This window comes from Micromonospora sp. WMMD1102, assembly GCF_029626265.1.
Taxonomy (GTDB): Bacteria; Actinomycetota; Actinomycetes; order Mycobacteriales; family Micromonosporaceae; genus Plantactinospora.
The window spans coordinates 4,985,814-4,999,943 of record NZ_JARUBN010000001.1 but is presented as its reverse complement, the minus strand read 5'-3'; the positions used below and the strand labels follow the sequence as shown (position 1 = coordinate 4,999,943).

The 14,130-nt window shown below is 73.6% G+C and carries 8 protein-coding genes; 5 read left to right on the top strand and 3 right to left on the bottom strand.

Going from position 1 to position 14,130, the window contains the following annotated elements:
* The 3 genes from O7626_RS22405 (at position 1) to O7626_RS22395 (ending at position 3,114) form a co-directional block, all read left to right on the top strand.
* Positions 1 to 927, top strand: a complete 927-nt coding sequence (locus O7626_RS22405; protein ID WP_278063075.1) for a carbohydrate ABC transporter permease — start codon at positions 1 to 3, stop codon at positions 925 to 927.
* A 103-nt stretch (positions 928 to 1,030) separates the two neighbouring features.
* On the top strand, positions 1,031 to 1,519 hold the full coding sequence (locus O7626_RS22400; protein ID WP_278063074.1) for a MarR family winged helix-turn-helix transcriptional regulator: 489 nt from the start codon (positions 1,031 to 1,033) through the stop codon (positions 1,517 to 1,519).
* Positions 1,520 to 1,593: 74 nt separating this feature from the next.
* Positions 1,594 to 3,114 (top strand): DHA2 family efflux MFS transporter permease subunit, encoded by a 1,521-nt coding sequence (locus O7626_RS22395; protein WP_278063073.1) that lies wholly within the window; start codon positions 1,594 to 1,596, stop codon positions 3,112 to 3,114.
* A gap of 60 nt (positions 3,115 to 3,174) precedes the next feature.
* Here the strand turns inward: O7626_RS22395 and O7626_RS22390 are convergent, their stop codons facing one another.
* A complete protein-coding gene (locus O7626_RS22390; protein ID WP_278063072.1) occupies positions 3,175 to 5,520 on the bottom strand; it encodes a TIM-barrel domain-containing protein in 2,346 nt (781 codons plus the stop codon).
* Positions 5,521 to 5,748: 228 nt separating this feature from the next.
* Here O7626_RS22390 and O7626_RS22385 point away from each other — a divergent pair, with 228 nt between their 5' ends.
* Positions 5,749 to 7,821, top strand: coding sequence for a beta-galactosidase (locus O7626_RS22385; RefSeq protein WP_278063071.1), 2,073 nt, complete (start codon positions 5,749 to 5,751; stop codon positions 7,819 to 7,821).
* Here O7626_RS22385 and O7626_RS22380 read toward each other — a convergent pair.
* Together O7626_RS22380 and O7626_RS22375 are read right to left on the bottom strand one after the other, a co-directional pair.
* Complete coding sequence (locus tag O7626_RS22380) at positions 7,818 to 12,947, bottom strand: trypsin-like peptidase domain-containing protein (protein WP_278063070.1); 5,130 nt, start codon at positions 12,945 to 12,947, stop codon at positions 7,818 to 7,820. The two genes, O7626_RS22385 and O7626_RS22380, sit on opposite strands and share 4 nt — an antisense overlap.
* A gap of 29 nt (positions 12,948 to 12,976) precedes the next feature.
* Positions 12,977 to 13,288, bottom strand: coding sequence for a trypco2 family protein (locus O7626_RS22375; RefSeq protein ID WP_278063069.1), 312 nt, complete (start codon positions 13,286 to 13,288; stop codon positions 12,977 to 12,979).
* Between the two features lie 251 nt (positions 13,289 to 13,539).
* Here O7626_RS22375 and O7626_RS22370 point away from each other — a divergent pair, with 251 nt between their 5' ends.
* Entirely contained in the window at positions 13,540 to 14,013 is a 474-nt protein-coding gene (locus O7626_RS22370) for a hypothetical protein (RefSeq protein ID WP_278063068.1), read from the top strand.
* Positions 14,014 to 14,130 lie beyond the last annotated feature (117 nt).

Sequence of the window (14,130 nt, the reverse complement as noted above, 5' to 3'; positions counted from 1 at the left end):
GTGACCGAACGTGTGGCCAGACAGGTCCGGCAGGGCCGCCGTGCTGGCCGGCCGGCCTGGGAGGAATTGCCGAGCGTGGCCGGCCAGGCCGGCAAGGGGGCGGTACTCACCGCCGTGGTGCTGGCGGTGCTGATCCCGCTCTGGGTGGTGCTGGTGACCAGCCTCTCCTCCCGGGAGACCATCAACGCCGCCGGTGGCCTGGTGGTGGTGCCGAGGGGGATCGACTTCTCGGCGTACGTGACGATCTTCTCCGGCGGCCAGATCACCCAGGCGCTCTGGGTCAGCGCCCTGGTGACCGTCGGGGGGACCGCGGTGAGCCTGGTGCTCACCGTGCTGGCCGCGTACGGGCTCTCCCGGCCGAACTCTGTCGGGCACCGCTTCCTGCTGCTCTACTTCCTGGTGACCTTCCTGATCTATCCGGGGATGGTGCCGAGCTATCTGGTGGTGACCGGTCTCGGCCTCAAGGACAGCCTCTGGGCGCTGGTCCTGCCGACCGCGATAAGCGTCTTCAACCTGGTGGTGCTGCGGGCGTTCTTCCAGAACATCCCGGGTGAGGTGCTGGACAGTGCCCGGATGGACGGTGCGGGGGAGTTCCGGATCCTGCTGCGGATCATGTTGCCGCTCTCCCGGGCGGTGATCGCGGTGGTCGGGCTCTTCTACGCCGTCGGGTACTGGAACGTCTGGTTCACCGCGCTGCTCTACATCGACGACAACACGAAGTTCCCGAGCCAGCGGGTGTTGCAGAGCTTCATCCTGGCCGGCCAGACCCCGCAGACCTCGGGTACCGCCGTCGGGGTGTCGATGCCGCCGACGCTGGCGATCAAGATGGCCGTGGTGGTGGTGACGATGGCGCCGATCATCGCGGTCTACCCGTTCCTGCAACGGCACTTCGTGAAGGGCGTGATCATCGGCGCGGTGAAGGGTTGAACCGCGGGTGGCGGCCGGATTGACGTGACCGGGAACAGCGGCCGGGGCGACGTGACCGGGAACAGATGATCCGTTACGGGATCGGCTGGGTAACCTGGTCGGCATGACCGCGATGGCGCCGACCCGTACCGTTCCGGACGTCTCCTTCCTGCTGGACCGGACCAGCCACGTGCTGCGTACCCGGATGGCGGCGGCGCTGGCCGAGATCGGGCTCACCGCCCGGATGCACTGCGTCCTGGTGCACGCCGTGGCCGAGGAGCGGACCCAGGCCCAGCTCGCCGAGATCGGTGACATGGACAAGACCACCATGGTGGTCACGGTGGACGCGCTGGAGGCGGCCGGTCTGGCGCAGCGGCGGCCGTCGAGTACCGACCGGCGGGCCCGGGTGATCGCGGTGACCGCCGAGGGTGCCCGGGTGGCCGGGCAGAGTCAGGCGATCGTGGACCGGGTGCACGCCGAGGTGCTGGCCAGCCTCGGCGAGCGGGACCGGCAGGTCTTCCTGCGGGTGATGGAGGCCCTGGTCACCGGTCACCTGGCCGAGCCGGTCGAGACCCCCGGGCCGGTACGCCGGGCCCGGCAGCGCGAGAGCTAGATCCTAGGCAGATAGTCTGCAACAAAACTATCTGCTACGGTCCTCCTGTCGATGTCACCCGACGGGAGGACGACATGTCCGAGCTATCCGAGCTGTCCGCAGGTACCACCGCACCGGTCACCTCCCGCGCCGCACCGGCCGGCCAGGCGTCCGGCGATGCTCTGGAGCAGCCGCCGGTCGAGCCGGCCGGCGGCGGTGCCGGAGACCGGCGCCGGTGGGTGGCGCTCGGGGTGATCGCCTCGGGAACGTTGATGACCATCCTCGACGGCAGCATCGTGACCGTCGCGATGCCGGCCATCCAGCGGGACCTGGGCTTCTCCGCCGCCGGGCTGAGCTGGGTGGTGAACGCCTACCTGCTCGCCTTCGGCAGCCTGCTGCTGCTCGCCGGCCGGCTCGGTGACCTGTTCGGCCGCAAGCGGATGTTCCTGGCCGGCACCGCCGTCTTCACCGGCGCGTCCGTACTGGCCGGGCTGGCCGGCTCGCCGGAGCTGCTGATCGCCGCCCGCTTCCTCCAGGGGGTCGGCAGCGCCGCGGCCACCGCCGTCGCGCTGGGCATCCTGGTCACGCTCTTCACCGAGCCCGCCGAACGGGGCAGGGCGATAGCCGTGTTCAGCTTCACCGGCGCCGCCGGCGCGACCCTCGGCCAGGTGCTCGGCGGGATACTCACCGACCTGCTCGGCTGGCACTGGATCTTCTTCATCAACCTGCCGATCGGAGTCGCCGCGCTGGCGATCGCCCGCTCCGTACTGCCGGTGGACCGGGGACTCGGCCGGGCGGCCGGGGCCGACGTGCTCGGCGCGCTGCTGGTCACCGCCGGACTGGGGCTGGGACTGCACACCGTGGTGAACGTCGGGGCGCGCGGCTGGACCTCGCCGGCCACGCTCGGCTACGGCGGCCTCGCCGTACTGCTGCTGGCCGGCTTCGTCGCCCGGCAGGCCACCGCCGCCAGCCCGCTCTTCCCGCTGCGGATCCTGCGCTCCCGCAACGTCGCCGGGGCCAACCTGGTGCAGGTGCTGATGGTCGCGGCCTGCTTCGCCTTCCAGGTGCTCGTCGCGCTCTACCTCCAGCAGGTGCTCGGCTACGGCGCCGCCGCGACCGGGCTGGCGATGCTGCCGGCGGCGGTGATCATCGGTGCCGTCTCGCTCGGCGTCTCCGCCCGGCTCGCCGCCCGGTTCGGGGAGCGGAACGTGCTGCTTGCCGGCCTGGTGTTGCTGGTCGGGGTGCTCGGACTGCTGACCCGGGTGCCGGTCCGGGCCGACTATCTCACCGACCTGCTGCCGGTGATGCTGCTGACCGCCGGCTTCGGCCTCGCCCTGCCGGCGCTCACCAGCCTCGGCATGTCCGGGGCGCGCTCCGACGACGCCGGGGTGGCCTCCGGGCTGTTCAACACCACCCAGCAGCTCGGCATGGCGGTCGGGGTCGCGGTGCTCGCCACGCTCGCCGCCGGGCGTACCGAGGAACTGCTGGCCGCCGGCGCGAGCCAGCCGGCCGCGCTCACCGGCGGCTTCCGGCTGGCCTTCGCGGTGGCGGTCGGGCTGCTCGTCGCCGCCCTCGCCGTGGCGTTCACGGTACTGCGCCAGCCCGCCCGGCGGTGATCCGCCCGGTCACCTGAAGAAGGGCGGGGCGCCCCCCACCTGGGCACCCCGCCCCGGCCTTCAACCCCGCACGGTGGGTAGTCCGGAGAGCGGCACCGCGCTGGTCGCGGTGCCGCCGAGCAGCAGCCGACCGGGCAGCCGGGCGCCCTCGACCGGGGCGAGGGCGAGGGCGCTCACCGGCAGCGGCCCGTCCACCTCGACCCGGAACTCGTCGCCCGACCGGCTGGCCCGGATCGTGCTATGGCCGTCGACGTCGTGCACCACCGTCACGGCGTCGACGGCACCGAAACTCAGCACGGTGACGTCGGCGAACGGGCCGTCGGCGATCCGGTCCACCGGCGGCAGCACCGGGATCAGCGCGCCGTGGCGGACGAAGAGCGGGATCTGCTCCAGCGGCCGGTGCACCGTCAGGTGCCGGCCACCCGCGTGCAGCTGGCCGGTCCAGAAGTCCACCCAGTCGCCGGCCGGCAGGTAGAGATGCCGCCGGTGGTCCGGGCCGAGCATCGGCGCCACCAGCAGGTCCGGGCCGAGCCGGTACTCCAGTTCCGCCGTCCAGGCGGCCGGGTCGTCGGGGGAGTCCACCAGCAGGGCCCGCATCATCGGCGTACCGGTCCGGGCCGAGGTCACCGCCGCCGAGAAGAGGTACGGCATCAGCCGGTAGCGCAGTCGCAGCGCCTCGACCGCCAGCCGTTCCGCCTCGGCCGGGAAGTCCCAGGGCAGCCGGCTGGTGGTGCCGTGGAACCGGACCAGCGGGGAGAACGCCCCGAACTGCGCCCAGCGTACGTAGAGGTCCGGCGTCGGGGTGCCGTGGAACCCGCCGCTGTCGTGGCTCCAGAACGGCACCCCGGACAGCCCGTGGCTCAGCCCGCCGCGCAGCGTACTGGCCAGCGCCGGGTACGTCGCGTTCACGTCGCCGCTCCACTGTGCCGCGTGCCGCTGCCCGCCCAGGTAGGACGACCGGGCCCAGACCGTGGAGTGCCCGGCCACCTCCCGGGTCACCCGCACCACCACGTCGTTGAAGAGCAGCGAGTAGACGTTGTGCAGCTCGACCCCGGTCATCCCGTTGTGTGCCACCGCGTCCGCCGGAACCCCCTCGGCGAAGTCGGTCTTGAAGACGCTGACGCCCTGTTCCAGCAGCGGCCGGAGCAGCCCGGTGAACCACTCGACCGCGGCCGGGTTGGTGAAGTCGACGATCCCGCCGGCCGGGTGGCTGCCGTGCCAGGTGTCGGCGACGTAGACCGAGCCGTCGGCGCGGTGCAGGAAGTAGCCGGCCTCGGCGGCCTCGGCGTAGCGCGGGCTGCCGGTCATCACGTACGGGTTCATCCAGAGGCTGACCCGGAAGCCCTGCCCGGCCAGGGTGGCCAGCATGCCGGCCGGGTCCGGGAACTGCTCGGCGTCCCAGCGCAGGTCCGACCAGGCCCCGGCGACCTGCCAGTAGCAGTCCAGGTGCAGCACGTCGCAGGGGATGCCGCCGTCCCGGATCCGCCGGGCCCGTTCCAGCACCCGCTGCTGGCTGTCCCGGAAGAAGCCGGACGACATCCAGGCGCCGAACGCCCACTTCGGCGGCAGCGCCGGCCGGCTGGTCAGCCGGTCGTACCGGTCCAGGATCTCTGCCGAGGTCGGGCCGGCGATCAGGTAGTAGTCGATCAGGTCGTCCGGCACCAGGATCTGCACGCAGCTGTGCGTGGACTGGCACATGTCGAACTCGACAGGCATGCCGCTGTCCACGAGCACCCCGTAGCCGCGGTTCGACAGGTAGAGCGGGATGTTCTTGTGCGAGCGGTCCGACTCGCTGCCGAAGGCGTCGAAGTTCCACATCAGGGCGCGCTGGCCGCGCTTGTCCAGCGGGGTGAACTTCTCGCCGAGCCCGACGAACCGCTCGTCGCCGGGGGTCACGAAGCTCTCGTGATAGGCCGCCACCGCGCCGTCGACGAGCGACCGTCCGAAGGGGAGGGTACGCAGCCGCCCGCTGATGTCCTGCTCGCCCCGGCTCTGGCTGACCAGCTCCGCGCCGGTCGGGTCGACGAAGCGCAGGTGCCACGGGTCGAGGGTCAGCTCGGCGACGACCGCGCCGGCGTCGACGCGTACCCGGTCGCCGTCGACCCGCACGCCGGCCTGGTGGGGTTGCGGGTGCACCAGGCGCAGGGCGCGGCTGGCCCGCCCCTTCGCCAGCGGGTCCTCGCTGAGGCGTACCCGGATCACGCCCTCGGCGGCGGCGGTGATCCGCACCGCGAGCGAGCCGCCGTCGGTGGTGGCCGCCTTGAGGGTGACTCCCTGGCCGTCCGTGCCCAGCACCTCGGCCCGGGCCAGTGCGGAGAGCCCGTGTTCGCCCGGCGCCCGGACCGGCAGTTCGGGCGGGTCGGCGACGAACGTCTCGTGCGGCACCAGGGGCGGGCGGTACGGCATGCGGTCTCCTCGGCTCCCGGAACGCGTAATCCGGCGCGTTGCCGACGGTGCCGGCCCGGCGCGGTGTACTCCGATTAGTTTCTTTGGTAACCCAACAAACTGTCAACGGCCGTGGCTCGGCGGGCTCCGTTGACATCGAAGATCCACGGCGCCTACTTTGGCGGCAGCCCGAACAAAGGTCGACGGCTACGGCTACGGCAGCGGTGGCGCCGGGGAAGGCGGGGGCGGGTGCGCTGGCCGAAGGGGCTGACCGGGCTCTGCTACGGCGGCGACTACAACCCCGAGCAGTGGCCGGCCGAGGTCTGGCCGACCGACGTCGAGCTGATGCGCCGGGCCCGGGTCAACCTGGTCACCGTCGGGGTCTTCGCCTGGTCCCGACTCGAGCCGCAGCCCGGCCGGTACGACTTCGACTGGCTGGACCGGGTGCTCGACCTGCTGCACGACGGCGGCATCCGGGTGGCGCTGGCCACCCCGACCGCGTCCCCGCCGCCGTGGTTCTCGCTGCGGCACCCGGAAGCGCTGCCGGTCACCGCCGACGGGGTACGGCTGACCCACGGCAGCCGGGACACCTACTGCGCCAGCGCCCCGGCGTACCGGGCGGCGGCCCGCCGGATCGCCGCCGTGCTCGCCGACCGCTACCGGGACCATCCGGCGCTCGCACTCTGGCACGTGCACAACGAGTACGGCGGCACCTGTTACTGCGAGCACGTCGCCGTCGCGTTCCGGGCCTGGCTGCGCACCCGGTACGGCGACCTCGACCGGCTGAACGAGGCGTGGACCGGCAGCTTCTGGAGCCAGCACTACTCGGACTGGGCACAGTTGTGCCCGCCCCGGGCCACCCGGTACCTCGGCAACCCGAGCCAGCTGCTGGACTTCCGCCGGTTCGTCTCCGACGAGCTGCTGGCCGCGTACGTCGAGCAGCGGGACCTGCTCCGGGCCGCCACCCCGGACGTACCGGTGACCACCAACTACGTCCTCGGCGGCTGGGTACCGGTCGACCACGCCCGCTGGTCCGCCGAGGTGGACCTGGTGGCGATCGACCACTACCCGACGGAGGCCGGGCCGGGCGCCGAGGAGCAGACCGCGTTCGCCGCCGACCTGGCCCGCTGCTGGGCCCGCCCCACCACTCGGTCCGGTGCAAGGAAGGGCCCCTGCTTATCGGATTCTGTAGCAGCGGGGGCCCTTCCCAACATGCCGGGCGGGCCGGCCTGGCTGCTGATGGAGAGCGCGCCGAACCTGATCCTCACGCCGGGCCGGATGCACGCCAAGGAGCCGGGCCGGATGACCCGGCACAGCCTGGCGCACGTCGCCCGGGGCTCCCGGGGGGCGATGTTCTTCCAGTGGCGGGCCTCCCGGGGTGGCGCCGAGATCTTTCACTCCGCGCTGGTCCCGCACGCCGGCCCGGACAGCCGGGCGTTCCGCGAGGCGGTCTCGCTCGGCGCCGTGCTCGACAGACTTTCCGAAGTGGACGCCGGAACCGTGCGGGCACCGGTGGCGGTCGCCTGGGACGCCGAGTCGTGGTGGGCGATGCAGGCCACCGTGCTGCCCTCGGCACGGCTCGACTACGCCGCCGAGGTGTCGGCCGCACACCGGGCGCTGTTCCGGGCCGGCCACACCTGCGACCTCGTCGTCGACGGCGACGACCTCTCCGGGTACGCCCTGCTGGCGCTGCCGGCCCACTACCTGCTCTCCGACCGGTATACCGCCCGGATCCGGGACTACCTGGCGGCCGGCGGTCACCTGCTGGTCAGCTATCTCAGCGGGGTCGCCGACGAACACGCCAGGGTCCGGGTCGGCGGCTATCCGGGAGCGCTGCGCGACCTGCTCGGCATCCGGGTGGAGGAGTTCCACCCGCTCGACCCGGCGACCCGGCTGCCGCTCTCGGACGGCAGCACCGGCCGGAACTGGGCCGAGACGGTACGCCTCACCGGCGCCACCCCGGCGGTCACGTACGCCGGCGGGCTCCTCGACGGCCAGCCGGCGCTGACCCGGCACCGGTACGGCGACGGCGTGGCCTGGTATCTCTCCACCCGACTCGACGACGACCCGTACCGCGACCTGCTGGCCGGGCTGGCGCAGTCGGCCGGCGCGGCACCGACCTGCCCGGCGGCACCGGCCGGGGTGGAGGCGGTCCGCCGGTCCACCGCCGAGACGAGTTGGCTGTTCCTGTTCAACCACACCGCCACTCCGCAGAGCGTCCCGGTCTGCGGAGTGGACCTGCTCACCGGCGAGTACGCCAACTCGGTGACCCTGCCGGCCGGCGGCTGCGCGGTGCTCCGGGAGACCGCTGCCGGCAGCTAACCCGCCCCGGTCCCGCCCGACGGAAGGTACCTCGACGCCACCTTCGTGGCCAGCTCGGCGATCGCGAGCAGGGCGGTCGGATCGGTCTCGACCAGGACCCGCAGCGGTGCGGCCCAGCTACCCACGCTGAGGGCGAGCGCGAGCAGCCGCCGTCCGGTCTGCCCGGCGTGCGGATCGGATCCGGACCGGGCCAGCGCCGCCCTGGCCAGGTCGGTGAGGGCCCACGCGCGTTGCCCCCGATCGGTGATGCCGTGGGCCAGCGCCTCCGCATGGGCCTGGATCTTGGTCGCCTCGGTGGGTTCGTCGACGGCGTGCAGCGCCCGGGCCAGCTCGCCGAGGTACATCGACCGGAGGTTCGCGCCCACGTGGTCCGGGCACATCGCCTCCGCGCTCCGGACCAGTCGGCCGGCCCACTCGGTCCGACCCTGTTGGGCGGCCGTCCGAGCCACCCGGAGCAGCGCGGTTGCCCGCCGGGTCGGGTCGGTGATGCCGGCCACGGTCTCCTGGGCCCGTTCGTCGTCGCCGAGCACCACCTGTCGGAGGGCGAGCCGGGCCAGCACGATCGCCTGCCAGTGCTCGTCGCGGATGCCGGACGCGACCTTCGCGGCCCGCTCCAACTCGTCCGCGGCGACCAACGCCTTCGCGAGCTGGGCCCGGTCCACCCACTCGAACTCGCCCGACCCGGCAGTGTCGATCAGCCGGTCCGCCTTGGCGAAGAGCGCATCGGCCCGCGGCCTGTCCCGCCGGTCGAGAGCTGCCGAGGCCAGACCGGCCAGGGCCCGCAACCGCAGGCCCGGCGCGCCGATCTCGTCGGCGATCCGCTCCGCGCGCTCGGGAGCATGGTCCGCGACGCCCAGCGCGAGGTCGTGCAGGGCCTGGTGCCGCGACGCGTCGTCGCGGATCGTCCGGGCGAGATCCTCCGCCAGCTCGTGGTCCGCGCCGCGGGCGAGCACCGCGACCACCTCCGCGATCACCTGTGGCTGCCGCACCGGGTCGGCGACCTGTCGCGCCGCCGAGACGGCGGCGTCGGCCCTGCCCGCCCGGGCCAGGGCGAGAGCGATCCTGGACAGCAGCATCGACTGCGACTGCAGGTCGGTGGGCCCCCGGCTCACCGCCTCGGCGGTCCCGACGAGCGCCAACGCGGTGTCGAGCTGCCCCGCTCCGGTGAGGGCGTCGGCGAGGTCGAGCAGGGTGACCGCCTGCCGGTGTGGGTCGTAGAGGTTGCGGGCCGACTCTTCCGCGGCGTTGGCCAGCCGGCTCGCCCGGTCGTGCTCCCCGGTGTCGACCAACGTCAGGGCCACCTCGGTCAACCTGCCGGCCCGCTCCCGGCGGTCCCTTATGCCGCCCGCGATCCGCTCCGCGCTCGCGAAAAGCTCGGCCCCGTGTCCGGCCCCGTGGGTCGCCGTCACCGCGCCGGCCAGCTCCGCGAGGATCGCCGCGCGTCGGCCCGGATCGTCGACGCACCAGCTGAGCGTCTCCGCCCGAGCCGTCTCCCCGACGGCGATCATCGCCCCGGCCAGGTCGTCCAGCATCGGCGTCTGCCGCAGCTCGAAGTAGGACTCCCGGGCGATCCCGAGTGCCCGGCGGTGGTCGCCGGTCCCGGCCGCCACCCGGGCCAGCCGGGCCACCATCGCGGCCTGCGCCGCCACGTCCCGTTCCCGCCTTGCGAGGACGAGCGCCGCGTCGATGCTCTGCCACACGTCGGCGTGGTTGCCTGCGACGACCTGCGCCCGGGCCACCTCGGCAAGTGCCGACGAACGGCCGACGGGATCGGCTATCCGCTCCGCGAGTGCCGTGGTCCGGTCGAGGTCACCGGCCTCCGCCGCCGCCCGGACCAGTGCCACCGGGCTTTCCGGCAGGATGCCTGGGACGGCCACCGGCGCCTGCGTACCCGCCGGCGGTGGCTGTGTCGACGCCGCCGGCCGGTCTCCGGCCGGCGTCCCGGTCCCGCCGCCGGCCTCGACGAGCCGGCGTGCCCGCTCCAGGTCCGCGAAGACGAACTCCCGGGTACGGGTGTCGGCCGTCGCGCGTACCGTCGCCTCCGCCCGGTCCGCGAGCGTCTCCGACCAGGCCCGGTCGCCGGCCCGGGCGGCGGCCATGGCCAGTTGGGCGAGCGTCACCGCCCGGCGCCTCGGTTCGCCGACCCGGTCGGCGATCTCCTCGGCGGCGGCGTAGTCGCCCCGGGCGGCGAACCCGAGGCTGAGCCGGGCGAACGTCATGCTCCGCCAGCTGTCGCCGTCGATCGCGTTCGCCACCAGCTCGGCCCGACCGCGCTGCCCGACCGAGGCCAGGGCGAGGGCCAGATCGCCGAGTACCTCCCACGGGACGAGCCAGGGACGGCGCTCCGCGATCCCGCCGGCACGCTCCAGCAACTCCCTGGCCCGGCTCGGGTGCGTGGCCGACACGGCGCGGGACACCACCAGCCGGGCCCGCACCTGTTCGGCGGGGTCGGTGAGGCTCTCCAGGATCGCCTCGGTCCAGGCGTAGTCCGTGCCGGCCGCCTCGACCGCCATCTCGGTCAACCTCGGCGACGACGGCACGCTGCTGCGAGCCGCCGTCTCGGCCTCGACGACGAGTGCCCGGGCCCGGTGCCGGTCGCCGGTCAGCGCCGCCGCGCGCCCCAGCTGGGCCAGGGCCTGCACCCGGAGATCGGGGTCGGCGATCCGTCCAGCCGCGATGCCGGCCCGGTCGATCGCGGTCGCCGCCCCGGCCCGGTCGCCGTGCGCCCCGGCACGGGCCAGCCGGCACAGCATCAGCGCCCGAGGGTCGTCGGAGGTGATCTGCCCGGTGGCGGCGTGCGCGGCGTCGGTGCAGGCGTCCGCCTCCGCCGGCCGGCCGTGTGCGTACCAGATGATGGCCAGTTCGACGGCGGTGCCGGCGCGAAGCTCGGGATCGGTGATCGTCCGCAGCGCCGCCGCCGCCCGGCTCGCGTCACCGATCGCCGCGCAGGCCCGGGCGGCGCAGGCGCTCGCCAGCTCCTGCTGACGCGGGTCGGCGATCGTCTCGGCGACCGTCTGCACGGCGTCGACGAGGGCGGCGGCGCGGTCCCGGTCACCCTGACCGGCCAGCGTCACCGCCAGCTCCGTCAGCGCTTCGACCTGCCGGTACGCCTGGTCGATGCCGTACGCCAGCGCCTCGGCGCGGGCCGGCTGACCCAGGGCGGCCCAGAGCGCGGGCAGCCCGACGGGGATGTCGGCGTTGCGTGCGAGCAGGTCCTCGCGGCGCATGGCCAGCCGTGCCATCGCGGTCAGGTCGAGCCGGGGCTGCGCCAGGGTCAGGTCCTGGGCGGTCTTGATCTCGGCGAGCGCGGCGGCGTCGCCACCGGTCAGGTCGAGCATCCGGTCGTGCCGGGCCGGGTCGACGGCGAGCGCGAGCAGCCGGGGGCAGTCGGCCGTCTCGTGCACCAGCCGCGGATAACCGCGCAACAGGTAGGGCGGCGTGTCCGGCGGCCAACCCAGGGCCTGGTAGCTCTCCGCCCACCGGTGGATCCGGTCGCGGTACCCGCCGAGCCGCTGCGGACCGATCCGGTCCAGCGCCTTGACCCGGAGTGTCTCGTGCGCGAACAGGAAGGCCCGCTTCGGCTCCAGCGTGCTGTGGTCCAGGCGTGCCGCGATCGTCCGGCCGAAGACGCCGCTGAGCATGCCCTCGATGACGTACCGGGGCTGGTCGCACAACTCCTCCAGCTCGGGCAGGCTCAGCCCGCCCCCGCTGGCGGCGACCAGCCCGATGACGTCGCGATGGGTCTGCCCGCCGTTGAGCAGCTCGTCGAGTTCGCGCTGGGCGAGCCGGGCCGTCTCGGTGGCGTACGGCGACACCTCCAGCATCCGCCGGGCGCAGGACCGCAGCGGATGGTCGGCCGGTACGTCCGAGGGAATCTCCGGGCTGGGCCGGCTGGAGACGACCACCCGCAGCCCGTCCTCGACGAACTTCGGCAGCAGCGAGGCGATGCTGGCCAGCCCCGATCCGGGTACGCTGCCCCGGTCCTCGTCCAGCCCGTCGATCACGAGTACCAGCCGCCGGCCCGCCGCCGCGCACCGGGCGGCGGCCTCCCGCAGCAGCGCCCGGCGGTGCGCGTCCCGGGCGCGCAGCGTCGTCATCGCGGCCGGCAGGGCCTCGCCCAGCAGGGCGGACAACTGGTCGAGGATCGCGTCGACGAAGGCGGAGCTGTCCGACTGGGCGGCGAGGCGTGCGGTGACGAAGAAGGAGACGACGTCCACCCCGGCCGGCGGGTCGAGCACGAAGGTGGACATCAGGGCCGTCTTGCCCGCCCACGGCCCCGCCTGCCAGTGCACGTACGCCTCGTCGCCGGCACAGAACGCCGCGAGTTCCGCGAGTTCCGCCGTCCGCTCGTAGAGCCCGGCCACCGGTGCGATGTCCCGGACCTGTTCCAGATAGCCGGACCGGGTACGCCAGCCCGCCGGTGCCGGTGTGACGTCGGCCAGGTCGAGCGGGCCGGCGAGGCCGAGCAGCCGGCAGAGTTCGTCCCGTCGGGTGTCGTCGGCGCGACCGAGGCACCTGTCGAGGCGGGTCGCGGTGAGCCGGCCCGCGCCCTCTGGCAGGTGGTGCTCCACCACGACGCCGACCAGGTGGTTGCCGGCCCAGACAGCGGCTCCGGACATGCCCTGCCAGGGTGAGGTCGTGCGGTCGGCCGGCTCGGCGGGCGGCGCGACGGTGATCTCCGCGGTGCCGTCCCGCCGGTTGGAGAGCACCGCCAACCGGCCGGACGCGTCGTGCAGGTCGCGGTAACGGCTACCGGACGGACCGGTCCGACGCTTCCAGAGCGGGAACCCGGCCGTGTGTACGTCGACGACGGCGCTGGCGTCCCGGGCGAACCCGCCGTAGCTGACCGTCGCCGTGTCGGGGGCCTGCTCGGGTGGGGTGAAGCGGAGCAGCGCGATGTCCGACTCCGGATCGCACCAACCCGGCTCGGCGTCGACAGTCCACTGACTCTCCTGGCCGGCGTCGAACCGGAGGACGATCCGTTGCGCGTCCGCGACGGCATGCGCGGCGGTCAGCAGTGCGGTCGTCGTCACCCGGTAGCCGGAAGCGCGCCACTGGCCGCCGTCGGCCCGGGTGACGATCACCTCTGCGATAGCGGCCGGATCGCAGCCCTGCCCGGCGATCATGGGAGTCCCGCCAATCGTCGACGAGTCCGCTACTGCTCATCCGGCAGGGACCGGCCGGTGACGATGGCGGGCTGGTCGGGCGCGTCCGGGTGCACCGGTTGCAGGCGCAGGGTCAGCCGCTGTGTCGCGGTGTGTGCCCGCTGCCGGCCGGCGGAGACGTCGAGCACGAAGAACCTGATCCCGACCCGGGGGTCGGTGGACCTCTCGACACCCACGGTCAGTTCCAATTCGACGGACTCGGCCCTGAACCGAAGGTCGGAATGCTCGCCGGACCACATTGCCCTGCTGAGTTCCGAGCGGAGTTGGAAGATCATGTCGGCCAACTCGATCTGGCTGTCCACCCGCCCGGTCCTCCTCTGGCCCTTATGTCACCGCATCCATCATCCCCGAAGCACGCAATGGGAAATATGGCCGAACAGGCAGGTCCCCGCCGGAGCTTCGTGGTCGGCGGCGGACGACTTCCGCTCCGCAAGGGACATCCGGGTCGCGACACCGGTCGGCGGACCGAGGACACCGGGACGCCACGGGCTGCCGGTCCGGCGCGGGGCCGCCCGGGGCCGGGGCGCCGGACGGGCTGTGCCACGATGCGTCGATGGCATACCCCTCGGTTCCGCCGCCGGGCATGGCGCTGGCCGCCTATCCGCACCCGGTCCCACTGCCGCCGGGCTGGGGCGCACTCGTCGTCTCGGCCAACCGGGGCCCCTACCTGGTGCCGGCGCCCACCACCTGCAAACTGAAGATCGACGGGCGTGAGGTCTCCGGCATGGCCGAGGGGACCTTCCACATCGCGGTGCCGGCCGGCGAGCACGACGTCCGGTTCACCGACCTGTTCGGCATTCCGGTGATGACCACCAGGGTGACGGTGCAGCCGGGTGTCGGGCACCAGTTGTCGTTCCGGTTCGGCGGCTGGCGCAACCGGGTGCACGACGGCCGGGGCACGGACGTGACGAAGTTCGGCATGTGGTCGAACTACAGCGTCCTGGTGATCACGCTCGTGGTGGTCGGCGTGATCTGCTGCGGCGGGCTGGCGCTGATCCCGCTGCTGACCAGCTCCGGCGCCAACTGAACCGACGCCACGCACGCCCGGCTCCGTCGGGCCGTCCGGCTCCGCCGTGTCGCCCAGCGCCGCCGCGGCGGGCCGGATCCCGACCTCGGGATCCGGCCGTTCCACGACCTTCCGTGA